The sequence below is a fragment of the Nonomuraea sp. NPDC003709 genome (assembly GCF_040610775.1).
In the GTDB taxonomy this organism is placed as follows: domain Bacteria; phylum Actinomycetota; class Actinomycetes; order Streptosporangiales; family Streptosporangiaceae; genus Nonomuraea; species Nonomuraea angiospora_A.
The window spans coordinates 474,874-499,448 of the sequence record NZ_JBEXMW010000002.1 but is presented as its reverse complement, the minus strand read 5'-3'; the positions used below and the strand labels follow the sequence as shown (position 1 = coordinate 499,448).

At 73.2% G+C, this 24,575-nt stretch carries 15 protein-coding genes; 6 read left to right on the top strand and 9 right to left on the bottom strand.

Going from position 1 to position 24,575, the window contains the following annotated elements:
* Nucleotides 1-12 precede the first annotated feature (12 nt).
* Nucleotides 13-972, bottom strand: a complete 960-nt coding sequence (gene meaB, locus ABZX61_RS06800; protein ID WP_350726632.1) for a methylmalonyl Co-A mutase-associated GTPase MeaB — start codon at nucleotides 970-972, stop codon at nucleotides 13-15.
* A gap of 110 nt (nucleotides 973-1,082) precedes the next feature.
* Here meaB and ABZX61_RS06795 point away from each other — a divergent pair, with 110 nt between their 5' ends.
* Nucleotides 1,083-3,203: a protein kinase gene (locus ABZX61_RS06795; RefSeq protein ID WP_355192112.1), complete on the top strand. Its 2,121-nt coding sequence runs from the start codon at nucleotides 1,083-1,085 to the stop codon at nucleotides 3,201-3,203.
* Here ABZX61_RS06795 and scpA read toward each other — a convergent pair.
* From scpA to ABZX61_RS06770, 5 genes are all read right to left on the bottom strand, one after another.
* Nucleotides 3,197-5,344 carry a methylmalonyl-CoA mutase gene (gene scpA, locus ABZX61_RS06790; RefSeq protein ID WP_355192110.1) on the bottom strand — a complete coding sequence of 716 codons (2,148 nt, stop codon included), beginning with the start codon at nucleotides 5,342-5,344 and terminating at the stop codon, nucleotides 3,197-3,199. The genes ABZX61_RS06795 and scpA overlap by 7 nt on opposite strands.
* On the bottom strand, nucleotides 5,341-7,071 hold the full coding sequence (locus ABZX61_RS06785; RefSeq protein ID WP_355192108.1) for a methylmalonyl-CoA mutase subunit beta: 1,731 nt from the start codon (nucleotides 7,069-7,071) through the stop codon (nucleotides 5,341-5,343). The genes scpA and ABZX61_RS06785 overlap by 4 nt, the downstream gene beginning before the upstream one ends.
* Before the next feature lie 114 nt (nucleotides 7,072-7,185).
* Nucleotides 7,186-8,889 (bottom strand): peptidoglycan-binding protein, encoded by a 1,704-nt coding sequence (locus ABZX61_RS06780; protein ID WP_355192106.1) that lies wholly within the window; start codon nucleotides 8,887-8,889, stop codon nucleotides 7,186-7,188.
* Nucleotides 8,890-8,970: 81 nt separating this feature from the next.
* Complete coding sequence (gene mtnA / locus ABZX61_RS06775) at nucleotides 8,971-9,909, bottom strand: S-methyl-5-thioribose-1-phosphate isomerase (protein ID WP_350726623.1); 939 nt, start codon at nucleotides 9,907-9,909, stop codon at nucleotides 8,971-8,973.
* 18 nt (nucleotides 9,910-9,927) lie between these two features.
* Entirely contained in the window at nucleotides 9,928-11,793 is a 1,866-nt protein-coding gene (locus tag ABZX61_RS06770) for a potassium transporter TrkA (protein WP_355192104.1), read from the bottom strand.
* Between the two features lie 94 nt (nucleotides 11,794-11,887).
* On the opposite strand from ABZX61_RS06770, the gene ABZX61_RS06765 reads away from it, so the two are divergent.
* Both ABZX61_RS06765 and ABZX61_RS06760 read left to right on the top strand, forming a co-directional pair.
* Nucleotides 11,888-13,342, top strand: a complete 1,455-nt coding sequence (locus ABZX61_RS06765; RefSeq protein ID WP_355192102.1) for a serine/threonine-protein kinase — start codon at nucleotides 11,888-11,890, stop codon at nucleotides 13,340-13,342.
* Between the two features lie 66 nt (nucleotides 13,343-13,408).
* Nucleotides 13,409-14,518 carry a DUF5925 domain-containing protein gene (locus ABZX61_RS06760; RefSeq protein ID WP_355192100.1) on the top strand — a complete coding sequence of 370 codons (1,110 nt, stop codon included), beginning with the start codon at nucleotides 13,409-13,411 and terminating at the stop codon, nucleotides 14,516-14,518.
* 33 nt (nucleotides 14,519-14,551) lie between these two features.
* On the opposite strand, the gene ABZX61_RS06755 is transcribed toward ABZX61_RS06760, so the two are convergent.
* Nucleotides 14,552-17,284 carry a hypothetical protein gene (locus ABZX61_RS06755; protein WP_355192098.1) on the bottom strand — a complete coding sequence of 911 codons (2,733 nt, stop codon included), beginning with the start codon at nucleotides 17,282-17,284 and terminating at the stop codon, nucleotides 14,552-14,554.
* A complete protein-coding gene (locus ABZX61_RS06750; protein ID WP_355192096.1) occupies nucleotides 17,281-18,621 on the bottom strand; it encodes an SWIM zinc finger family protein in 1,341 nt (446 codons plus the stop codon). Before ABZX61_RS06750 ends, ABZX61_RS06755 begins: the two co-directional genes overlap by 4 nt.
* A 93-nt stretch (nucleotides 18,622-18,714) precedes the next feature.
* Here ABZX61_RS06750 and ABZX61_RS06745 point away from each other — a divergent pair, with 93 nt between their 5' ends.
* Genes ABZX61_RS06745 through ABZX61_RS06735 form a run of 3 tightly spaced genes read left to right on the top strand, consistent with a single transcriptional unit; the run spans nucleotide 18,715 to nucleotide 22,890 of the window.
* Nucleotides 18,715-19,767: a C39 family peptidase gene (locus ABZX61_RS06745; protein ID WP_355192094.1), complete on the top strand. Its 1,053-nt coding sequence runs from the start codon at nucleotides 18,715-18,717 to the stop codon at nucleotides 19,765-19,767.
* A gap of 4 nt (nucleotides 19,768-19,771) precedes the next feature.
* Nucleotides 19,772-21,631, top strand: coding sequence for a prolyl oligopeptidase family serine peptidase (locus ABZX61_RS06740; protein WP_355192092.1), 1,860 nt, complete (start codon nucleotides 19,772-19,774; stop codon nucleotides 21,629-21,631).
* The gene (locus ABZX61_RS06735) at nucleotides 21,628-22,890 is read left to right on the top strand and encodes a M20/M25/M40 family metallo-hydrolase (RefSeq protein WP_355192090.1); all 1,263 of its coding nucleotides are present in this window, start codon (nucleotides 21,628-21,630) and stop codon (nucleotides 22,888-22,890) included. Before ABZX61_RS06740 ends, ABZX61_RS06735 begins: the two co-directional genes overlap by 4 nt.
* Here the strand turns inward: ABZX61_RS06735 and ABZX61_RS06730 are convergent.
* Entirely contained in the window at nucleotides 22,887-24,515 is a 1,629-nt protein-coding gene (locus tag ABZX61_RS06730; RefSeq protein WP_355192088.1) for an FAD-dependent monooxygenase, read from the bottom strand. The two genes, ABZX61_RS06735 and ABZX61_RS06730, sit on opposite strands and share 4 nt — an antisense overlap.
* Nucleotides 24,516-24,575: the final 60 nt, after the last annotated feature.

Here is a 24,575-nt window from a genome sequence, read left to right as displayed (position 1 = left end):
GTGCTTCCCGTCTCAGGGGCGTTTGAAGGCGGACAGGAGCCGGTCGGCCGCGAGCGCGGGCGTCAGCTCGCCCGCCAGGACCTCCCGCTCGATCTCCTCGGTGATCGCCGCCACCTCGGGGTCGTGGCGCAGCTCGGACAGCAGCCGGTCGCGCACCAGCGTCCACGTCCACCCGACCTGCTGCCCGCGGCGCTTGGCGGCCAGGTCGACCGACTCCTGGTGGGTCAGCACGTGCCGCCAGAGCTTGTCCAGCCCGTCGCCGGTGAGCCCGCTGCACGTGAGCACCGGCGGCGGCGTGGAGTCGGAGCGGAGCATGCGCAGCGCGCCGGCCAGCTCCCGCGCGGCCTTCCTGGCGGGCAGCTCGTGCTCGCCGTCGGCCTTGTTGACCGCGATGACGTCCGCGAGCTCCAGCACGCCCTTCTTGATGCCCTGGAGCTGGTCGCCGGTGCGGGCCAGCGTGAGCAGCAGGAACGTGTCCACCATGTCGGCCACCGCGGTCTCCGACTGGCCCACGCCGACGGTCTCGACCAGCACGACGTCGAAGCCGGCGGCCTCCACGACGACCATGGCCTCCCTGGTCGCCTTGGTGACGCCGCCCAGGGTGCCGGAGGTGGGCGAAGGACGGATGAACGCGGCGGGGTCGACCGACAGGCGGGCCATGCGGGTCTTGTCGCCGAGGATGCTGCCGCCCGTCCTGGTGGAGGAGGGGTCGACGGCCAGCACGGCCACCTTGTGGCCCTGCGCGGTCAGCATCGTGCCGAGCGCGTCGATGAACGTGGACTTCCCCACGCCGGGCACGCCGGAGATCCCGATCCGGCGCGCGTGGCCGGACAGCGGGGTGAGCTCGACGAGCAGGCGCTGCGCCAGGACGTTGTGGTCGGGCCTGGTCGACTCGACCAGCGTGATCGCGCGGGCGATCCACGTACGGGACCCGGCCCGTACGCCTCGGGCGTAGTCCTCCAGCGAGTGCACCCGGCTTACCCCTTTCTTCCCAGTTGATCAGCTAATCTCTGACAATTCTTGACTTTTGCCAGTAGGGTGCTGGAGTTCTGATCTCAGCCGTCACAGGAGTCACTCCCCTCATGCCCAACGTCGAACCCCTCCGCGAGGGCGACCCGGCAACGGTGGGACCCTACCGGCTGGTCGGTCGGCTCGGCGCGGGCGGCCACGGTGTCGTCTACCTCGGCCAGGCCCGCAACGGAACCCCGGTCGCCGTCAAGGTGCTGCGTGAGGGGCTCTCCGTCGACGGCCGCCTCGCCACGGAGATCGCCGCCGCGCGCAAGGTCGAGCCCTTCTGCCTCGCGCAGGTGCTCGACGCCTCGACCAGCGGCAGGCCGTACATCGTGTCCGAGTACGTGGACGGACCCTCGCTCGAGCAGGTCGGCCGGCTCGGCGGGGCGGAGCTGCAGCGGCTCGCCGTGGCGACCGCGACCGCGCTGGACGCCATCCACCAGGCCGGCGTCGTGCACGGGGACTTCAAGCCGGCGAACGTCCTGATCGGGCCCGACGGGCCGCGGGTGGTGGACTTCGGCATCGCCGGAGCGCTCGGCACCGGCGTGAAGGCGACCGGCACCTTCGTCGGCACGCCCGCGTTCATGGCGCCCGAGCAGCTCGCCGGGCAGGCGGGCGGGGCGGCGGCCGACGTGTTCGCATGGGGGTCGGTGATGGTCTCCGCGGCCACGGGGGTGCCGCCGTTCGGGGACGACTCGCTGCCCGCGGTGATCAACCGCATCCTGAAGGACGAGCCGCGCATGGGCGAGCTGCGCGGGCCGGTACGCGAGATCCTGCTGGCCTGCCTGGCCAAGGATCCCGGCTCCCGCCCCGCGATGCGTGACGTGCTGCTGCGGCTGACCGCGCCGTCCCGCCGGCAGACGGCCCCGTACCAGACCCAGCCGCACCGGCCCGATCCCCCGCTGGCGGCCTGGCACGACACGCCCGACGCCACCCTCGACCAGGACACGCCGCCGCGCCGGGCCCGCGCCCAGGAGCCGGCCGCGGAGCAGCCCGCGGCCCCGCTGCCGCGCCGGACCTCGCGCCAGAGCCACGGCACCGACCCCCAGTCCCTGGGCCAGCCCGTGGCGGGCCAGCCCTTGTCGGGACAGCCCGTGGTGGGACAGCCCGCTCCGCCCGCGCACCACGGCCAGGGCCCGCACTTCGGCCAGAACGCACCCGCACATCTGGACCAGGGCCAGCCCTTCGGCCAGGCCGCGCCCGCCCACGTCGATCAAGGCCCGCACTTCGGCCAGGGCGCGCCCGCGCACTTCGACCAAGGCGTGGCCGCGCACCACCAGGGTGCGACCGCGCCGCACGGCCAGGGGCCGGGGACGTTCCCGATGGCGGCTCCGGTCGAGGCCCCGGTTCCCCCCGCCTTCCAGCACCACGCGCCCGCCGAGCCGCCGCCGGGCTTCCCGCCCGCCGAAGGGCCGGGCGCCGGGCAGGTCGTGGCCGAGCCCTCGGTGGCCCAGCACTCGGCGCTGGTCGACCTCCTCGTGCCGGGCACGCCCCAGCCCCAGCCCCAGGCCCCGCCCCGGGCGCCCGAGCCGCCGCGGCGGTCCGGGCGGCGGCGGGTGAAGATCGTGCTCATCGCGGGCGTCGCCGGCGTGTCCGCGCTGGCGCTGGCCGGCGCCATCATGTGGCTCACCCCCACCACGCCCACCCCCAAGGCCAAGAACGTCTCCGACGTGACCACCGCGCCCACGACCGAACCCACCGCTGGGGCGGCGACCACGCCCACCACGCGCCCGAGGCGATCGCGTACCCCCAGGCCCAGCCCGCAGACCGTCGGCACCCCGAGCAATGTCCCGACGGCGGGATCGACGGCGGACCCGACCGGGGACCCGACCGGGGACCCGACCGGCGACCCGACGGCGAGTACCACGCCCGCCGCCGACCGGCTCAGGCTCGTCTACGTCCGCCCTGGCGGCGCCAAGAACGGCGACTGCTGGACCGGCGGCGAGGTCACGCTCCAGGCGATGGTGCAGCGCACGGGCCGGCCGCTGACCTTCCGCTACACCTGGTACATCGACAACGTCGCCGTGGGCCGCTCGTCGGCGCTGGTCACCGAGAACGGCCAGCGCTTCCTGACCTCGCCGCAGAGCCTCAAGAGCACGGGCGGCGTCCATCGCGTCACGCTCCGGATCACGTCCCCGGTCGCCACCCAGCGGACGATCTCCGTCACGATGTGCGACCGGGGAACTTACTGACGGTTCCTCAGCTGGTCGAGCAGGTCGAGGGCGGCGTCGGCGATCACCGTGCCGGGCGGGAAGATCGCGGCGGCGCCCGCGGCCCGCAGCTCGTCGTGGTCGCCGGGCGGGATGACGCCGCCGACCACGATCATGACGTCGCCGGCGTCGAGGTCGGCCAGCGCCCGGCGCAGCGCGGGCACCAGCGTCAGGTGCCCGGCGGCCAGCGACGACACGCCCACGATGTGCACGTCGGCCTCGACCGCCTGCCTGGCGACCTCTTCCGGCGTCTGGAACAGCGGGCCGACGTCCACGTCGAAGCCGAGGTCGGCGAACGCGGTGGCGATCACCTTCTGGCCGCGGTCGTGCCCGTCCTGGCCCATCTTGGCCACCAGGATGCGCGGGCGGCGGCCCTCGGCCCGCTCGAAGTCGGCGCACGCCCGGCGGACGCGCTCGATGTTGTCGGAGGGGCCTGACTCGTCGCGATACACCCCAGAGATGGTACGTACCTGCTCGGCGTGCCTGCCGAACACCCGCTCCAGGGCATCGGAGATCTCGCCCACGGTCGCCTTGGCCCGGGCGGCGTCCACGGCCAGCTTGAGCAGGTTGTGCTCCAGGCCGGGTGCGGGGTTGTCGGCGGCCTTGGTGAGCGCGTCGAGCGCGCGCTGCACGGCGCCGGGGTCGCGTTCGGCCCTGAGCCGGGCCAGCTTGTCGAGCTGCTGGGCGCGTACGGCGCTGTTGTCGACCTTGAGCACCTCGACGGCCTCGTCGCTCTCGGCGCGGTACTTGTTGACGCCGATCACCGGCTGGCGGCCCGAGTCGATGCGGGCCTGCGTACGGGCGGCCGCCTCCTCGATGCGGAGCTTGGGCAGGCCCGCCTCGATGGCCCTGGCCATGCCGCCGGCGGCCTCGACCTCCTGGATGTGGGCCCAGGCGCGTTCGGCGAGGTCGTGGGTGAGGCGCTCGACGTAGTAGGAGCCGCCCCACGGGTCGATCACCTTGGTGGTGCCCGACTCCTGCTGGATGAGCAGCTGGGTGTTGCGGGCGATGCGGGCGGAGAAGTCGGTGGGCAGCGCGAGCGCCTCGTCGAGGGCGTTGGTGTGCAGGGACTGCGTGTGGCCCTGGGTGGCGGCCATGGCCTCGACGCAGGTGCGGGCCACGTTGTTGAAGACGTCCTGCGCGGTCAGCGACCAGCCGGAGGTCTGGGAGTGCGTACGGAGGCTCAGCGATTTCGGATTTTTCGCGTTAAATCCAGAAACTAGGTTGGCCCACAGCAGCCGGGCGGCCCTGAGCTTGGCGACCTCCATGAAGAAGTTCATGCCGATGCACCAGAAGAACGACAGGCGCGGCGCGAACCGGTCGACGTCCATCCCGGCGCCGACCCCGGCCCGCAGGTATTCGACGCCGTCGGCCAGCGTGTAGGCCAGCTCCAGGTCGCACGTCGCCCCGGCCTCCTGGATGTGGTACCCGGAAATGCTGATGGAGTTGAATTTCGGCATCTTCTCGCTCGTATAAGCGAAAATATCCGAAATAATCCGCATCGACGGCGTCGGGGGATAAATGTAGGTGTTGCGGACCATGAACTCTTTGAGGATGTCGTTCTGGATGGTCCCCGCGAGCTGCTCCGGCGCGACCCCCTGCTCCTCCGCCGCCACGATGTAGAGCGCGAGGACGGGCAGCACGGCGCCGTTCATGGTCATCGACACGGACATGCGGTCGAGCGGGATGCCGTCGAACAGCTGCCGCATGTCGTAGATGGAGTCGATCGCCACGCCGGCCATGCCCACGTCGCCGGCCACGCGCGGGTGGTCGGAGTCGTAGCCCCGGTGCGTGGCCAGGTCGAAGGCCACCGACAGGCCCTTCTGCCCGGCGGCGAGGTTGCGCCGGTAGAAGGCGTTGGAGTCCTCGGCCGTGGAGAAGCCCGCGTACTGGCGGATGGTCCAGGGCTGGTTGACGTACATGGTGGGGTACGGGCCGCGCAGGTAGGGGGCCACGCCCGGGTAGGTGCGCAGGAAGTCGATGCCTTCGAGGTCGTGGGCCGTGTAGAGCGGCTTGACCCCGATGCCCTCCGGCGTCTCCCACACCTCACCGGCGTGCTTCGGCGCCTGCGGCCCGTCCTTGGGCAGGGCGTTGAGCGGGATGCCGGAGAAGTCCGGGATCATCGGGTCACCTCCAGGTCGTCGAAGGTCTCGCGGAGCACGGCCAGCGCGTCGCAGCCCGCGTAGAGGTTTCCGTCCACGCCTTCGTACTCCCCCTTCCCCGCCAGCCAGACTTTCCTCGCACCGGCCTTGCGCAGTGCGGTGGCGACGGCGGCGGCGTGCTGGGCGTAGAGCTTGTCGGTCGAGCACAGGCAGGCGACGGAGGCGCCGCTCACGGCGAACGCGGTGGCGATCTGCTCGGGATCGGCCCCGGGACCGGCGGTCTCGGTGTCCAGCCCGCCCGCCTGGAACAGGTTGGCGGCGAACGCGGCCCGCGCGGTGTGGGCGGCCACGGGCCCGATGGTCGCGAGGAACACCGTGGGCCGCTCGGGCCGCGCGTCGGCCAGGTCGCGCAGGGCCTCGAACTCCTCGGCGTAGCGGACCCGGGGCAGGCCGCCCATCTCGGAGGCGGCCTGCGCGGGCGTGGGCGGTCGTACCGGCTTCTCGTGCACGTTCGGGAACTCGCTCACGCCCGTGATGGGCAGGCGGCGGTGGGCGACGTCGTCGGCGCGGCGGGCGCGGGTGGCGGCGATCCGGTCCGCCACGAGCCCGGCGGCCCGGGTGATCCCGCCGGCCGCCTCGATGTCCTGGAACCAGGCCCACGCGCGTTCGGCGAGGTCGGCGGTGCGGCGCTCGACGTACCAGGAGCCGCCGGCGGGGTCGATGACGCGCCCGAGGCCCGACTCCTCCAGCAGCAGCGCCTGCGTGTTGCGGGCGATGCGCCGCGAGAAGGCGTCCGGCAGCCCGAGGCAGGCGTCGAACGGCTGCACCGTGACCGCCTCCGCGCCGCCGACGCCGGCGGCGAAGCAGGCCAGGGTGGTGCGCAGCATGTTCACCCAGGGGTCGCGGGCGGTCATCATGGCCGAGCCGGTCACCGCGTGCTGCCGCTGGCCGCCGTGCCCGGCGGCGCCACACACCTCGGCGACCCTGGCCCACAGCCGGCGGGCCGCGCGCAGCTTGGCGATGGTGGCGAACTGGTCGGCGGTGGCGGCGTACCGGAACTCGATCTGCCCTAGCGCTTGCTCGACAGAGAGCCCGCCGTCCGTGAGCGCCCGCAGCTCGGCGACTCCCTGGGCGATCGAGCAGCCCAGCTCCTCGGCGTCGCTGCCGCCCGCGTCGTGGTACGGGGTGGCGTCGACGGTGACGGCCCCGAGCCCCGGGAACCCGTCGACGCAGCGCCTGGCCAGCTCCAGCCCGGGACCTCCAACGGCGGAGGCGCCCAGGTTGCCCCGGACGGCGCTCCCGCGCCCGAACAGGACCTCGGCGGCCTCGCGTACCCGGTCCCCGGCCTCCAGCACGACCGGCGCCAGGTCGAGGTAGACGTCCTTGAGCACGGCGCCCAGCGCGTCCACCGGGATGGCGCCGTCCCCGACGACGAGCCACAGCGAGGTGACCCCGTTCTCCAGATCGGCCAGCACCGCCTCGGGGTCGGCCACGGCGTGCCGCTGGCGCACCTCCCAGCCGGGAGTGCCGCGGGCCCCGCGCACGTACGGCGCCTCGCCGGGCAGCCCGGGATCGCCGGGCAGGTCGTCCAGGTCGTAGAGCGGCGCGACCGTCACCCCGTCATAGGTGGCGGTGGACAGCGCCTCCTCCGGCGCCTCCGTCTCGATGCCCGACTTGCGGAGGACCTCGACCGCCAGCGCCCGCCAGCCGTCTCGCGAGATGGACTCGAACCCCGTGGCCAGTTCCATGGTCGGATACTAGGCGGAGCTCCGAAGGCGCGGTAACCCCGGGTCCACCCCAGGCTCGGTGTGTCGCCGACCCCGGTCCACCCCAGATTCAGGGCCCAGATTCAGGGCCCAGATTCAGGACGCCGGCGCCTCCCACGTCAGCCGCCACGTCAGGGGGCCCACGACGCCGTCGTCCTCGAGGCCCTGCCGCCGCTGGAACCTGCGGCACACCTCGCGCGACCCGGCGCCGTACGCCCCGTCCGCGGCCAGGTCGAAGCCGCGCTTCTTCATCTGCGCCTGCCAGGTGCGCACGTCCTCGCCGTGCATGACCGGCGGATACTTCAGCAGCCGCCCGGGGAACGGCGGCGCGGCCGGCTCCGCGGGCGGGGTCCCGCCCGGCCGGGGCGCGCCCCGGCGGATCCAGTCGTAGAGCGGGTCTCCGGGGCAGTCGGTCGAGTAGCCGTCGCGGTGCCCCTTGATCTCCTTGCCCGCGCGGCCCTTGTCGCGCAGGTACTGGATGGCGTCCAGGATCGCGTGCAGCACCCCGTCGGGCGGCTGGACGAGCCCCGCGTTGCCGACGAGCCCCAGCACCGCGTAGTGGCCGGCGTTGAGCCCCGGGCCGTTGGCGGCGGGCAGGTGGTGCAGACCCCGTCCCTCGAACACCTTGCGGTGCGGGCAGGCGACCACGGTGTTGCCGGTGAAGTAGACGGTCCCCTCCCGGCGGGCCAGCCAGCTCTGGTTCTCGGTCCGGGGACACCAGATCCGGCCGCGGTAGGTCTCCCTCCGGATCCTCAGGGCCGGTCGGGGCATGACGGAGTGCCGGCGCCGGATCGTGGTCAGCCACATGCCCGTCTCCGGCAGGCGGCTCATGGCCGCTCCCGACCCCGACAGCAGCGCGGCGAACATGAACGCCTCCGCCGCCGCCCGGTCCGCGCGGGCGAGCCTGTCGCGCCCGGCGTCGCCCGCCGTCAGGGAGGTCTCCAGGAACAGGGAGAGCTGGGCCCGGGTCAGCGACAGGAGGAATGCGTACCCCGGCACCCTGCCGGGCGCCACCTCGACCAGCTGCCGTCCGGCGTCGGCCGGGAGCCGGAACTCGACGAGATCGTCCTTGACCGTCTCCCTCCAGCGGGACGCGCCCGCGGCGGGAGGGCCGAAGACCCCGTGGAGCGCGGCGCGGACGCGCATGAGATGGGCCGGGTCCCGCCGCGACCGGTGGATCGCGACCCCGCTCGCGCTCGACGCGCCCTCGGCCGCGAACCACGCGACCAGCTCCACGAAGGCGTCCGACCACTTCGCCTCGGCCGGCAGGTCGGCGCAGGGCGCCGCGACCGGGATGCGGTCCCGGTGACCGATGGTCTCGGTGGTCACCCACAGCCGCCGCGTGTCCTCCCCCGCCTGGCGCTCCACGGGCCAGCGGTGATGGGGGGTGGTCAGGGAGGAGTGGGCGGGCCCCTCCATCCGGATCATCTCCCGCTCCGTCGCGGGGAACACGCACACCTCTTGCACGGGCTGCCACTCGGACATGCCCGTGTCGTGGTCGAGCGTGAGCGCGACGTCGCCCACACGCAGGTCCCGGTACGACTTCCAGCCCTGCCGGGTGAGGAGCTCGGTCTCCTCGTCGACGCAGTAGCCGATGTCGATCCAGCCGTTGTCGTCCATGTGGAACGCCTGGATCGACCGCACCAGCGAGACGCACCCGCTGTGGTCGGAGACGATGCCGGGGTCGACCCTGCCGCCCGTGTAGTGGACCTTTACTCCCTTGGTGGAGTCGAGCTGCGTGTAGTCGCCGCGCGGCGAGCGGGCGTTCCAGTCTTTGCGTAACACCAGGTCGATGGCCACGGTGAGCTCCGAGAGTCGCTGTCGAGACCACCGAGCGTAACGCGGAGCATGCGGACAGGTCCTGAAGTTGGGTGATTTTACCTAGGGTCTGATCACCCGTTTGTCCGTCACGATCGCGGTGATGAGATCGTGCGGCGTCACGTCGAAGGCCGGGTTCAACGCCCGGGTGCCCTCAGGCGCCACGCGTACACCTCTGACCGTCACGACCTCGTCCGCCCCTCTGTCCTCGATCTCGATGTGCTCGCCGGTGGGGGTGTTCTGGTCGATGGTGGACTCGGGCGCGACCACCACGAACGGCACCCCGGCGCGCTCCGCGCCGAGCGCGAGGGCGTACGAGCCGATCTTGTTGGCGGTGTCGCCGTTGGCGGCGATGCGGTCGGCGCCGATGAGCACCGCGTCCACCTCGCCCTTGGCCAGCAGGTACGGCCCCGCCGAGTCGGCGATGAGCCGGTGCGGCGCGCCCATCCTGGCCAGCTCCCAGGTGGTGAGCCGGGCGCCCTGCAGCAGCGGGCGGGTCTCCAGCGCGAGCACCTCGGTCAGCCGCCCGCGCTCGTGGAGCGTCTGCACGACGCCGAGCGCGGTGCCGCGTTCGACGGCGGCCAGCCCGCCGGTGTTGCACACGGTCATGATCCGCAGCCGGTCGCCTTCGAGCAGGTCGGCCCCGCGCTCCCCCATGGCCACGCAGGCGGCGATGTCGTCGTCGCGCACGCGCAGCGCGGCCGCGAGCACGGACGCGCGGCCTTCCCGCAGGTGGGCGGCGGCCCGGTCGACGCCCCACGCGAGGTTGACGGCGGTGGGCCGGGCGGCGCGGAGCCTGGCGATCTGCGCGGGGTCGCCGTCGGCCAGCACCACGCCGAGCGCCCCCGCCACGCCGAGCGCGGGCGCGCCGCGCACGGCCAGCCGCCGGATGGCGTCCACCAGTTCGTCCACGGTCTGGATGCGCAGCGTCACGCACTTGTCGGGCAGCAGTGTCTGGTCGACGAGCTCGACGGCGCCGTCCACCCAGTCAATGGTCCTCACACGGCAAACTGTACGTTTTTACCGCTCGGCGAGGACGATCACCGAGTCGCCTTTGTTCAGGACGATGGGCTCGGACTTGTCGGGGTTGAGGACGATGCCGTAGTGCGGCGGGTCGTTGCGCGCCAGGGCGTTGCGGTAGCCGATGGCGGTCTCGCCCCTGCGCCTGGCCGACTCCACGACCGTGGAGAAGTGCACGCGCGTCCCCGTCTTGACGTAGGAGCCGGCGGGCCTGGGGTAGATCTCCGAGCCGCTCGAGTCGAACAGGTAGCCGAACACGTCCGCCAGGTGCCGGTTCTCGGCGAGCTGGGCGAGCAGCAGGCCGATGACGGTGTCGCTGATCACGATGTCGTCGGCCTCGGTGACCTCGGCCAGGGCCCGGTTGTTCTCGTCGTGCATCTCGCTGACGATCGAGTAGTGCTCGCCGAGCGTGCTCTGCATGTCGCGGAGCTGGAGCAGCGTCATGAGCGTGCGGGTGTCGGCGTGGTGGGCGGCGAAGCGGTCGTCGGAGAGCACGATGACGTGCTGGAAGAGGCCGACGCCGAGCGACTCCAGCGCGTACCTGTCGGTGGTGTCGCAGTCCTTGACGTTCACGGTGAGGTGGCGCAGGCCCGCCAGGCCGGTGCCGGCCTTGGGGTGGTCTGCGGCGATCTCCAGCACCGAGCCGGGGGCCACGTAGCCGTCGAGATAGCGGACGATCTGCTCGGCCCGGCCGTTCCAGTTGAGCAGGAGCGTGCGCTCGGGCTCGGTGGGCGGCGCCTCCGCCTCGACCAAGGCGGACTCGTCCATGGACGGCTTGCCGGCGGCCAGGCGGATGTGGGAGTCGTCGTGGGCGATGACGATGACCTCGTCGTCGGCCTTGATGACGGTGTCCATGGGCGGGTTCAGCACGACGCCGGTCGGCCGGCGCAGGCCGATGACAGAGGCGGTCTGGTACGCGTGCAGCGCATCGCCGTACGTGACGCCGACGAGCTTCTTGGGCGTGCGCAGGTAGATCTCGCCGCCGTCGAAGTTCAGCAGGTCCATGCAGACGACGGACATGCCCGACTGGCGCGAGGACTGCACGATGAGCCGGGAGGCGGTGTCGTCGGAGTCGACGAGGTGCACGTCCTCGCCGCCGGCCAGGCGGGCGGCGGCGATGTTGCGGCTGGAGGTGAGCCCGGCGACCACCGGCGGGTGGACGCCGCGGCGCTTGGCCAGCGCGAGCAGGATCTTGATGACGTGCGCGTCCGGGTCCTCGCCCTCGGGCGAGAGCACGACGACGGAACGGGCGGTGGCCAGGTTCATCATCGCGAGGTCGCGCGGCTCCGTGGGCCGCCCGGTGCGGCAGACCAGCCGGGTCCTGCCGAGGTCCCCGACGGCCTCGCGGATGTCGTCCTCCATGGCCAGCTTGTCGCGGTCCGCCAGGACGGCGATGACCGAGCCCTTCTGGCTGGCGTGCGCCTTGACCAGCTCGGCCACGATCGTGAACACCTGGTCCGACCAGCCGAGCACCACCGTGTGGCCGGACTCGACGATCCGCGAGCGTCCCCTGCGCAGGCGGTCCACCTTCTGCTTGAGCCCGTTGGACAGCAGGCCGACGAGCATGCTGACGATGAACAGGCCGCCGATCGACCCGGCGAACATCACGGCCATGTACGCGGTCGTGCCCTTGTCACTGGCGAGCTTGCCCGGGTTCAGCGCGTGCATGAGCGCGATCCAGAGCACATGTCCGGGGCCGTTCACGCCGTCGGGCTCGTTCGGCGCCAGCCAGAGCGTGAGCCCGGCCACGACCACGATCAGCCCCACCGAGACCACGGCCAGCCAGCCGATCAACGAGGCGGTCCCCCTGGACATGGTGTTGTCGAACCAGTAACGCGCCTTTTCACGGAACGTCGCCTTCGACACTTCCCCGATACCTCCGCTTAAGGTGTGATTTGCCCAACGCCCTAAGGTACCGGTGGATCTTCACAAGCGCATGGCGACCGGTAACGTATCGGCCATGGCGAGCCCCCTGCTACCGGACGACCCGCCGTCCCTGGGCGGGTACATCCTGTCCGGCCGGCTCGGGGAGGGCGGGCAGGGTGTGGTCTATCTCGCCCACAACGCCGCCGGCGAACCGGTCGCGGTCAAGCTGCTGAGCACCGGCGACCAGCAGACGCGGGCCAGGCTGGCGCGCGAGCTGGACGCGCTGGAGGGCATCGCCTCCTTCTGCACCGCGCGCGTCCTCGACGTCTCGGCCGACGGGCCCCGGCCGTTCGTGGTGAGCGAGTTCGTGGACGGCCCCTCGCTGGCCGACCGGGTGCGCGAGCGCGGCCCGCTGCGCGGCGGCGACCTCGAACGCCTGGCGGTCGGCACGGCCACCGCCCTGGCCGCCATCCACGCGGCCGGGATCGTGCACCGCGACTTCAAGCCGGCCAACGTGCTGCTCGGGCCCGACGGCCCCAGGGTGGTGGACTTCGGCATCGCCCGGGCCGAGGGGGCGGCCACGATGACCTCCGGCCTGATCGGCACCCCCGCCTACCTGGCGCCCGAGCAGATCAGCGGCTCGCCCGCCTCGCCCGCCTCCGACGTGTTCGCGTGGGCCTCGTCGATGCTGTTCGCGGCCACGGGCACGAGCCCGTTCGGCGCGGACACCGTGCCCGCCGTGCTGCACCGGGTGCTCCACGCGGAGCCGGACCTGTCGCCGCTGCCGCCGCGCCTGCGCGGGGTGATCGCGTCCTGCCTGGCCAAGGACCCGTCACGGCGGCCCACGGCCCAGCACCTGATGATGTCCCTGGTCAACCCCAACGCCCCGCACGGCCCTCCGGCGGCCCCTCTCCCGCGGGACGCCGCCGTACCCGAGGGACTTCGCACGGGACCGCGCCCCCAGGCCGCGATCACCACCCAGGGGACGCGGCGCCCCCGCTCGCGGGGCGTGCTCGTCGGCGGGCTGGCGGGCCTGGTCGCCCTCGCCGCGACCGTCGTCACGATCCTCGCCGTGAACAGCACCCCGACCCCGCTCGCGGACCAGGACGACAGCTCCCCCTCGGCCACCCCTCCGGCCACCCCGCCCTCGACCCCACCGGCCACCCCGACGGCGTCCGCGGGCAGCGCGACGCCCACCGCCTCCGGCGGGAAGCTCAAGATCCCCGCCGCCTACGCGGGGACGTGGACGGGCCGGACGGAGAGCACGAACCCCATGGACACCGACGGGGCCGAGAACACCGTGGTGCTGAAGCCGGGCGCGTCCACCGCGCAGTGGAGCGAGAAGGACGCCGGCGCGAGCTGCCGCGGCATGATCATCCTGACCCAGGTGGAGGCGGCGCGGCTGACGTTCTCGCTGGAAGCGATGGACGGCGGCTGCATCCCGGGCACCGTCTGGCTCGCCAAACAGGGCGACGCCCTCTCCTACACCTGGCGGGACGAGCCCGGCCCCGGCATCGTCACCCAGACCGGCACTCTGAACAAGAGCTAACCGATACCACGAATTTTCCGCAAAACCCTTCGACATGTGACGGCTGGACGCTGGATCATTAACGTTATGTCTGTGATGAGGGAGGTGCCGTTCCCCAGCCGGGAGTCTTCCGAGCTCCCCATGAACATCTGGATCGACGATGCCGACTCCGCGATCGACGTCATCGACGCCTTGGCGCTGTCGCCGTTCGCGACGGGTGCGCAACCGTGGTCCCGCCTTGCCAATCTGGAGCGCGTACGCCCTGACGCCCCGCTGAGCCCGGCCGACGGCCGCCTGCTGCGCACGGCGCGGGTCGAGGACGGCTCGGAGTCGCGGCTCATCGCCGGCGAGGGCTGGACCCTGCGCGTCGTGCGTCACCGCAACCGCACGGCCACCGTCAGCGTCACGGCCGTGGACGAGGACCTGGCCAAGAGCGTGCTCGCGCAGAGCATCGAGGGCGCCGAAGAGGCCATGCCGGAGGTGGACCACGTCGAGATGGGCTTCTGGTGGCGCGGCATGCACGGCGGCACCCGCTCGGAGAAGCCGATCACCGCCCAGCCCTGGGACGAGATCAACAAGAACTACTCGGCCAAGGTCCGCCCCGCCCTCGACCGGCTGATGTCGATCACCCCCGCCGACGTCAACGGCCGCCTGATCCTGCTGCACGGCGAGCCGGGCACCGGCAAGACCACGCTGCTGCGCACGCTGGCCAAGCAGTGGCACGACTGGTGCCAGGTGGACTGCGTGCTCGACCCCGAGCGGCTGTTCAACGAGCCGGGCTACCTGATGGAGGTGGCCGTCGGCTACGACTCCGACGAGGACACGCAGCGCTGGCGGCTGCTCGTCCTGGAAGACTGCGACGAGCTGATCAGCTCGGGCGCCAAGGCCCAGGCGGGCCAGGGGCTCTCGCGCCTGCTCAACCTGACCGACGGCCTGCTCGGCCAGGGGCGGGACGTCCTGGTGGCGATCACCACCAACGAGGACCTCGCCCGTCTCCACCCGGCCGTCGTCCGCCCCGGCCGCTGCCTGGCGCAGGTGGAGGTCGGGCCGCTGACCAAGGACGAGGCCGTCACCTGGCTGGGCTCCGCCAACGGGGTGAGCCCGTCGGGCGCGACGCTGGCCCAGCTGTACGCCCTGCGCGCGGGCCGCGAGTTCACCCCGCAGCCGGGCGACGAGTCCACGGGTCTGTACCTCTGACCGGCGCGCCGGCCAGAGGCGGTCACGTGGCGGTCACGTCAGGTAGGTGTGCAGGCGGCGGGCCTCGCGGACGAAGTTGTTCGACGCCCGCCGCTCGGCGATCTCCGCCACGCAGGGCACCGGCCCCCGCGCTCCGGCCCACCGGGCGGCGCGCAGCGCGAACGCGAGCACCTGCGTGTGCCGGGTGTGCGGCCGTTCCTGCGGCCCCGGCAGGAACACCGGCAGGAACCCGGTCATGATCCGCCACACCTCCCACTGCGCTCCTTGCTCGGCCGCGCTCTCCAGGGTCTCCAGGACCGGGCCGGGCTTGAACCACGTCCTGCGCAACAGCAGTCCGAGCTGCCGGCCGATCCCTTCGGCGTCCTCGTCGCCGCGCGCCGCCAGGTCCACCACCAGGCGAGCCCGCACCACGGGCAGCTTCGACCAGGACGGGTCGGCCAGGAAGAACGCCACCACGAGCGCCATCCCCTCGCCCCACGGACCGTCGGCCAGCGCGAGGGCGTACGCCTCGGGCGGCCTCGCCCCCTCCACCGGCCACCCGTACATCAGGTGCGGGACGACGTGCTGCGCGACGACCTCCCGGTGGGACGGCAGCACGTACGGCCACCACGACAGCAGCCCACCCTGCCCTGCCCGCCGCCGGCCGGGCTCGGTGAACAACTCGTCGACCAACGGCAGCCCCGTCGGCGCCACCCGGATCCTGGGCTCCAGATCGGGGATCCGGGTGGCGGCCGGATCCCGGTCGTCGCGGTATTCGCCGCCGGGGTCCAGCCGCCCGGAGGCGAGCCAGCCGACCTCCGTGACCGGCTCGGGACGGCCGCCGTCCATCCACCGGGCCGCCGCCCGCCCCGCCTCCGAGGTGAGCAGCCGCGCCCGCGCCACCACCTCGGGCGCCACCTCGCGCGGCAGCCGCAGCAGCGCCTGCTGCAGGTCCGCCGGCAGGGCCTCGGCACCGCGTCGCTCGTAGCCCGCCAGCCGCGCCACGAGCTCCCCGGCGTCCACGTGCCCGGTGCCCTCGGTGGGCTCGGCCAGCAGATACGGAGGAAGGCTGCCGTCCTGGAGCGCCGAGTGGACCTCGGCCCACCGCCGCAGCAGGAACAGGTGCGGCGCCGACACCGCGCCGCTCAGGGGGCCGCTCAGGGGGCCGCCCCGGGGCAGCCCGTCAGCCGCGGAGCCGCCCGTCAGGATCAGCCGGGCGATCTCCTCGCACCATTGCCAGACGTCCAGCCACGGCCGTTCGTGCGAGCGGGCGCCCAGCCGCCACTCCGACAGCCTCGCCACGAGCCCGTCCCGGTCGTCGTGGAGCAGCCGCACGACGCCCGCCAGCCACAGCTCGGCGGACTCCCATCCGCCCCCGCACGGTCCCAGCTCCACGGGCGCGGTCACCGGCCCGGGGAACGCCTCGGCGAAGCGCGGCGCGGGCAGCGGGGCGGGTGTGAAGGGCTCCGGCGGCTCCTCGGCGGCCTCCCCGCCGAACACCGCCACGAGGGTCTCCCCGAGCTGGTGCGGCAGCAGCCCGAAGGAGTCACGCAGGGCCTGCGCCCCCACCGGCGTGAACCGTTTGGCGTGCTTGACCGCGATCCGCACCGCCCGCCCCTGCACGTCGGCGGACTCGCAGGCGAACGCCGACCCCAGCGCGGGCGCCAGCTCGTCGAGGTCGCCCGGCCAGGCGCGGGCGACGGCGTCGAGCCAGGTCAGCCCGGCCGTCACCAGCTTGCGCTCCGCCCTGAACAGCAGCGCCCGCACCGCCTCCGACACGTCCGCGCGGTCCAGGTGGTCGAGCCCGCGCAGGTGGCGCAGCGCCACCTCCGCGACTGGCCCCGGCGCGGCGGGCAGCAGCCGCAGGTAGTCGGCGGCGTGCTTGCTCACCTCGTCGGGGGTCGGCAGAAGCAGCTCGTGCAGGCGGACGAAGAAGCGCAGGTCGGCGGCCTCGCCACCGCGCAGGAACCGCCGTACGCACCCGTCGAGCAGCAGGTCGCGGCGGCCCTGACCGGCCAGCCTCTTGAGCGCGGCCAGCCAGGTGCCGCGCGTCAGCGGCTCCGCGCGCTCGCCCCGCAGCACCGCGCCCACGCCCTCCGCCTCGAAGAGCCGGGGAAGGAGGTGGTCGAGCAGCGGGTCCTCGCGGACGGGCGGCCGGCGTACCCAGGCCACCACGAGGGGGTCGTGCTCGGGCGGGACCACGCCGGTGCGGCACAGCATGGCCAGGGCGAGCGCGTCCATCTCGTCCGAGCGGCGGCGCCGGCGGGGCGCCGGGCGCAGCCGCAGCGCGGCGCGGGTGGCGAAGTCCTCCTGCCACGCGGCCGGGCGGGCGGACAGAACGCGTTCGAGGATCGCGGCGGTGGCGCCGCTCGCCTCCCCGCGGTCCTGGAACTCGCGGCGGTTGAGCCAGGCCACGACGGCCGCCGCGCCGCCGATGGTGGCCGCGCCCGCGACCCGCAGGGAGTCGGCCCAGTTCTCCTCACGCTCGAGCGGCCAGGGCGGGCTCCAGGGGGTGTTCCACTCCCAGCGCTCGTACTCGTGGACGGTGCGGCCGGCGCGCTCGGCCCGGCGCACGTGCTCGCGCCAGGCGGCCTCGCTCTCGCGCTCCCGCCTGGCGATGCGCTCCAGCTCCCGGCCATGGGCCCGCTCCTCGGCCACGGCGACGTGGGCGGGAAGCAGGGCGGCCACCTCACGGCGTTCGCGCTCGCCCAGGGCGAGGACGCGTTCGGCGACCCACTGCGGGTCCCCGGTGTCGATGGCCGCCACCACCGTCTCCCATGCGGTCACGGAGCGACCTCTACGGCGACGCGGGCGGCGATCCTGGCCGCCAGCACGTGCTTGCACGGCCCCCGCGAGCCCCGGTGGTCGAACCACCACGGGCACGTGCACTCGCCGTCGGCGATCCGCACCCGCCGCACCCCGCCGTCGGTCGTCACCTCGGCCGTCTCCCCGAGCAGCCGTACGGCGCCGGAGTCCACCAGCGCGCGGGCGGCCGTCAGCCGGGGGTTGAGCTCCGCCACCTGGTCCCTGTCGTAGGGCAGCTCGCGGTGGAAGTGGGCCGCCTCGTGCAGGTCGTAGCCGACGCGCCCGGCCGTGCCGAGCTGGGTGAGCGCGGCGCGTACGCGTTCGATCGCAAGCCCGGAACGGTCGGCGAGCAGCCCCAGCTCGACCGTGGGCTCGAAGTTGAGCAGCATGCCCACCACGTCGGCGTCGTCCGCGGCCTCGTCGGTCGCCAGGTCGGACAGCACCGCCCCCTCGCCGGAGAACCCGCGCCACGGCTCGGGCGAGACGGCCAGCGTGTAACGCATGCCGGGCAGCTCCAGCTCCCAGGCACTGGCCGTGGACGAGCCGTCGGCGGGCCCGTACACCCTCAGTGCCTTGGCGAACCTGAGCAGCGGCAGCAGCGTGGCCACCCGCCCGGTGCCCGACAGGCAGACCGCGCCGGTTTTCGGGCCGCGCGCAGGCCCTGAGGCCACGCGCAGGTCACGGCCCGAGGGGACGGCCCAGACGGTGGAGCGGGCGCCCTTCGGCAGGGAGCGCAGGAAGCGCACGGCGTGCGGCCCGGCCAGCTCGGCCCGCAGGTCCCAGCCGGACGCGATCACCTGCACCTCCGCGAACCCGCGCAGCCACCGCGACGGCAGCGGCACCTTCTTCTCCACGACCGCGCCGTCGAGCGTGGTGACCGTCAGCTCGTCGGGGCCGACGCCCAGGTGGAGCGGATCCCTGCCGCCCACCCTGGCCAGGGACTCGCGCAGCGGGCCGTTGACGTCGACGTTGGTGGTGCCCCGGTCGAGCACGTCGCCGTCGAGCTCCAGCACGTCGAGCCGGGCATAGACGCCGCCGCACGCCGAGAACGACTCGAACCGCAGCCGCCCGCCGTCACACGTCACCACCGGGTCGCGGGTCCAGCCCGGCCTGGGCTGGTGGTAGCGGGCGAGCGCCACGTCCGCCACCGCGAGCAGCCCGGCCGCGGCCGGAGCCGCGTGGGTGAGCAGCCCGCTGAAGAAGCGCGGGTGCGTCTGCGGCCCCGATAACGCCGTGCCACCGGAGGTCGAGAGACCGAGCCTGCCGTCGGTGAGCGTGGAGGGGCCCGCGTACGAATATGCCTGTACCGCCTGAGTCATGCCCCGAACCATAGAGATCACCACCGACACAAACGGGGCTGGTACGTAAACCATCCGATGTGCGACACAGGGTGCGAAACCACAATATGGCTGGTGCTCACCGTCGACCTGGCCCGCGTCGCCTTCACCCGCTTCGCCGTACCCGCGGGTTCGCCGCAGGCGGGCTCGTGGACGAGCGCGGAGCAGCGGATCGGGTTCGCGGCGACCCAGCTCATCCCCTCGTGGACCGCGCGCACCCCGCCGGGCTCGTGGATCGAGGTGGCGCTCCGGGCCAGGACCGAGCGGGGCGATCTCACCAAGTGGTACGTCATGGGCCGCTGGTCGGAACACGGCACCCCCCGCACCTCGGTGCCCGGTCAGGGCGACGAGGACGGGGACGTGGCGGTGGACACCTTCGTGGCCCGGCGGCCGGTCGTGGCGTACCAGGTGCGGGTCGCGACACACGGCGGGGACGCGCGGGTGACCGGGCTGGGCGTGATGGCCTCGGCCGTGCCGCGCCGCCCGGTCGAGCCGAGCCCCTTCGGCGCCACGGGGGCGGTGGAGCTGGCGGTGCCCGCGTACTCCCAGCACGCGCACGCCGGGCACCACCCGCAGTGGGACGGCGGGGGTGTCAACTGGTGCGGCCCGACCTCGGTGGCCATGGTGCTGGGTCATTGGGGCCGCGGTCCCGGGCCGGCCGAGCTGGCCTGGGTGGGGGGCGGCGACCCGGCCCCGTCCGTGGATCACGCGGCCATGGGCACGTACGACGAGAGCTACCAGGGCACCGGCAACTGGCCGTTCAACGTGGCGTACGCGGGGCGCTACGGCCTGGCCGGGTTCGTGACGCGGCTGCGGTCGGCGGTGGAGCTGGAGGCGTTCGTGCGGGCGGGCGTCCCGGTGATCACGTCGCAGTCGTTCAAGGCGGCCGAGCTGCCCGGTTCCTGCTATTCCACCAGCGGGCACATCCTGGTCGTCACCGGTTTCACCGTCGAGGGCGACATCGTCGTCAACGATCCCGCGGCTCCCGATGACGCCTCGGTTCGAAGGGTCTATCCGCGGGCAGCGTTCGAGAACGTATGGCTCAGGAGCTCGGGCAGCGGGGGCATCGCGTACATCCTTCACCCGCCTGACCATCCACTTCCTCCATGTACGAATGGCAATTGGTGACTTGATGAGCATTCGACCGATCGACGTGGCCCGTACCGACGGCGGCCCGCAGTGGGTGGAGGCGGTGGCCACGCCCTCCGGCGTCGAGGTCTGGTGGGACGAGCCACGCCCGGCCGAGGGCGGGCGCCGCTGCGTCGTGCGCCGCCTCCCTGACGGCAGCCGCGTGGACGCCCTGCCGCCGGGCTGGAACGCGCGCAACCGGGTGATCGAGTACGGCGGGCGCTCCTGGCGTCCGCTCCCGGGCGGCGGCCTGGTCTTCACGAACTGGGCCGACCAGCGCCTCTACCGCCTCGAGGGATCGGATCCGGTGGCGATCACCCCCGAGGGCCCGTACCGCTACGCGGACCTCTACCTCCCGCCCGGCCGGGACGAGGTGTGGGCGGTCCGGGAGACGGACGGCGTGCGGGACCTGGTGGCGGTGCCCCTGGACGGCGGCCCGGTCAGGGTGATCGTGAAAGCCCAGCACTTCCTGATGAACCTCCGCCTGTCCCCCGACGGCCGCCACGTCGCCTGGATCGGCTGGGACCACCCGAACATGCCCTGGGACGGCACCGAGCTGTGCGTGGCCCCGCTGGGCGAGGACGGCACGGCGGGCGCGTACCGGGTGGTCGCCGGCGGCCCCGAGGAGTCGGTGGCCCAGGCCGAGTGGCGCGACGACGGCAGCCTGTACGCCGTGACCGACCCCACCGGCTGGTGGAACGTCCACCTCGTCCCCCTCGACGGCTCCCCCGCCACGAACCTCACCCCCATCGAGCAGGAGTTCGGCGCCGCCGCGTGGAAGCCGGGCATGACGTACCTGGACATCGCGGACACAGGCGAGCTCGCGGTCGTGTACGGCACCCCGGACCTGCGCCGCCTGGGCGTGCTGAACCCGAAGACCGGCGACATCAGGGACATCGGCGGCACGGCCACCTACTGGTCCTCGACCGTGTCGGTCGCGGGCGGCAAGGTGGCGGCCGTGGGCGCGACTCCGTACACGCCGCTGGAGGTCACCCTCGTCGACCTCGCGGACGGCACCCACGAGGTCGTGTCGCCGCGCAAGCCGCTGCCGGACCGCGACCTGCTGCCCACGCCCGAGGCCGTGACCATCGAGGGCGTGCACGCGCACCTCTACCCGCCGTCCGGCGGCCGGAGCGGCCCGAACCCGTACGTGATCTTCGTGCACGGCGGCCCGACCGGCAACCTCCCGGTCGTGCTCGACCTGGAGATCGCGTACTTCACCAGCAGAGGGCTCGGCGTGGCCGTGGTCAACTACGGCGGATCGACAGGGTACGGCCGCGCCTACCGCGAGCGGCTACGCCACGAGTGGGGCGTGGTGGACGTGCAGGACTGCGCCAGGGTGGCGCGCGGCCTGGTCGAGATGGGCCGGGCCGACGCCGCGAAGATCGCCATCCGGGGCGGCAGCGCCGGAGGCTGGACGACGGTGGCGGCGCTCGTGCACAGCGACGTGTTCGCGGGCGGGGTCGCGCACTACGCGATCACCGACCCGGAGAGCTGGGCGGCCGAGACGCACGACTTCGAGTCCCGCTACCTGGACGGACTGGTGGGCCCGCTGCCCGAGACCCGCGAGCGCTACACCGAGCGCTCACCGCTCCTGAACGCCTACCGCGCCTCGGGCCCGTGCCTCATGCTGCACGGCCTGGAGGACGCGATCGTGGACGTGAGCCAGGCCGAGCGATTCACCGCCGAACTGGACAAACATGGCAAAGAGTGGGCCCTGCTCACCTACCCCGGCGAGCAGCACGGCTGGCGCAGGGAGGAGACTATCGTCTCGGTGCTGGAGGCCGAGCTGGCCTTCTACGGGCTGATCTTCGGCATGGAGACACCCGAGGTGCCGCCGCTGATACTGAAGGGGAGAGCGTGAAGAGCGTCGCCGAGATCTGCTCGGATCTGATCAGGTTCGACACCACCAACCCGGGCTCCGGTGAGCGGCCGGCGGCCGAATACGTCGCCACGCTGCTGGCCGACGCGGGGATCGAGCCGGTGGTGTTCGAGTCGGCTCCGAAGCGGACCACCGTCGTGGCCAGGATCGACGGCGACTCTCCCGACGCTCTGTTGATCCACGGCCACCTGGACGTGGTGCCCGCCGACCCGGCCGAGTGGCAGATGGACCCGTTCTCGGGGGAGATCGTGGACGGCTGCGTGTACGGGCGCGGCGCGGTCGACATGAAGGGGTCGTGCTCGATGACCCTCGCGACCGTGCTCGACCTGGCGGCCCGCGGCGTGCGCCCGAAGCGTGACCTGGTGCTGGCGTTCCTGGCGGACGAGGAGGCGACCGGCGACTACGGCTCGCGGCACGCCGTCACCGAGCACCGGGAGCTGTTCGACGGCGTCACGGAGGCGATCAGCGAGTCCGGTGGCTTCAGCGTGGCCTCCGGCGAGCACCGGGTGTACCCGATCGCCGTCGGCGAGCGCGGCACCGCCTGGATGAAGCTCACCGCGCACGGCGTGGCCGGGCACGGCTCCCGTCCGCCGGTGGACAACCCGGTCGCCACGCTGGTACACGCCCTGTCGCGGGTGGCCTCCCACCAATGGCCCGTACGCCTGACGCCGTCGGTGGCCGCCCTCATCCAGAACCTGTCGGAGATCACCGGCCGGCCGATCGACCTCGACCGCCTCGACGCAGAGGCCGCCCGGCTCGGGCCGCTGGGCGGCCTGTTCAAGAGCCAGATCCGCAACTCGGCGAACCCGACGATGCTCGACGCCGGCTACAAGGTGAACGTGGTGCCCTCCACGGCGGAGGCGCACGTGGACGGGCGTTACCTGCCGGGGTCGCAGGAGGAGTTCCTGGAGACGATCGACGCGCTGCTCGGGCCGAAGATCAGCCGGGAGTTCGTCAACCTGGAGGACGCGCCCGACGCGCCGTACCCGTCGGCGTTCTTCGACACGCTGGCGGGCACGCTGGTGGCCGAGGACCCGCTCGCCCGGCCGGTACCGTACGTGATGGCCGGCGGCACGGACGCCAAGTCCTTCGCCCGGATCGGCATCAAGGGATACGGCTTCGCGCCTCTCATGCTCCGGCCGGACCTGGACTACTTCGGGATGTTCCACGGCAAGGACGAGCGGGTGCCGGTGGAGGGGCTCGAATTCGGCACCCGGGTCCTCACCCGTCTCCTCGCCTAGCCCCTGGGCGGGCCGAACCACGTGGTGAGCGCGTCGGCGACCTCGTCGCGCCCGCCCGCCCACGCGACATAGCCGTCGGGTCGCACCAGCAGCACCTCCGCATCTCCCTCGCTGGGCCCATCGCCGGGCCCAGCGCCAGCCAGGGCCACCGCGACCGCGTGCGCGACCCGCACCCGGTCGCGGTGGCCCGCCACAGCGGCATCGAGCCCGCCGTCGCCGGGCGCCCCCTCTCCGTCCCCGCCCTCTCCGTCCCCGCCCTCGCCGGTCGCGTCCGAGAGGACCAGTACGAGGCCGCGCCCGTCCCGCAGCAGCTCGGCGACCGTCCGGGCCTTCGCGGGAGTCGGCTCGGGAACCGTCTCCAGGCGTGCGAAGGGGACAGCCTCCAGGCGTGGTGCGAACCGCCCGACGAGGGGGTGCGCCGAGCCGGGCGCGTAGTCCGCCTCCGTCCCGTCGGCCATCCCCGTGAAGTGCCGCTTGGCGTCCGGCAGCTCGATCACCTCCGCCAGCACCTCCCGCAACGCCTCCACCTGCGGCCCGGGCCGCATCAGCGCCACCTGGGCCCGGGTGTTGCGCAGCACCCTGGCCGCCACCGGGTGCCGTTCGGCGGTGTAGGTGTCCAGCAGCGCCTCGGGCGCGAGCCCCCGGGCCACCAGGGCCAGCTTCCACCCGAGGTTGACCGCGTCCTGCAGCCCCAGGTTGAGCCCCTGGCCGCCGATCGGCGAGTGCACGTGCGCCGCGTCCCCCGCCAGCAGCACCCGCCCCTGGCGGTACGTGCCCGCGTGCCGGGTGTTGTCGCTGTACCGGATGCCGGTCTCCAGCCGCTTGACCACCACGTCGTGCCCCGTCACCCGCCGCAGGCTGTCCTCCAGCTCCTCGGCCGTCATCGGCGCGTCCCGGTCGCCGGGCCCGCCGTCGAACTCGATGGTGGCGATCTCCCCCGGCACCAGCGACAGGTTCACCAGCCCGCCGGGATGGCGCAGGGACGACGTCACGGCCTCGGCGGAGGCGAGTTCGGCCACGGCGGTCCGCCCCGTCATGGTCGCCGGCGTCCCCTCGAACGCGAACCCCGACCGCTTGCGCACCAGGCTCCGCCCGCCGTCGCACCCCACGAGGTACGCGGCCCGCACCGTCCGCCCGTCGGCGAGCGTGGCGACGGCGGCGGACTCGTCCTGCGCGACGTCGCTCACCGCGCACCCCTGCCAGATCCGCACCCCCATGCCGGCGGCCCGCTCGGCCAGGACGGCCTCCAGCCGGTCCTGCTTGAGCATGAGGTATTCGGCGTCTCCGGCCTCGCCCAGCAGCGGCAGCCCGCCGAAGTGCCCCCTGATCAGGCCCTCCTGGAGCAGCTCCACCATCATGGCGACCAGGTCGGCCCCGGCGGGCTCGCGGCGCGCGGCCAGCTCGTCGAGCATCGCCCACTGCTCCCCCGCCACCGGCTCGACCAGGTCGCGCAGGGCCAGCGACTGCACGGTGCGCGCGTTGAGCGAGCGCAGGCCGAGGCTGCGCGTCCGGCGCTCCTCGCCCGTGGCCGCCTCCAGGACCAGCGGGTCGGCCCCGCCCAGCTTGAGCTCGCACGCCAGCAGCAGCCCGACCGGCCCGCCGCCGACGATGATCACGTCGGTCATCTCCGCTCCTCTACTTACGTAGTAAGCTTACGTAGTAAGTAGAACACATACACCGTAAGC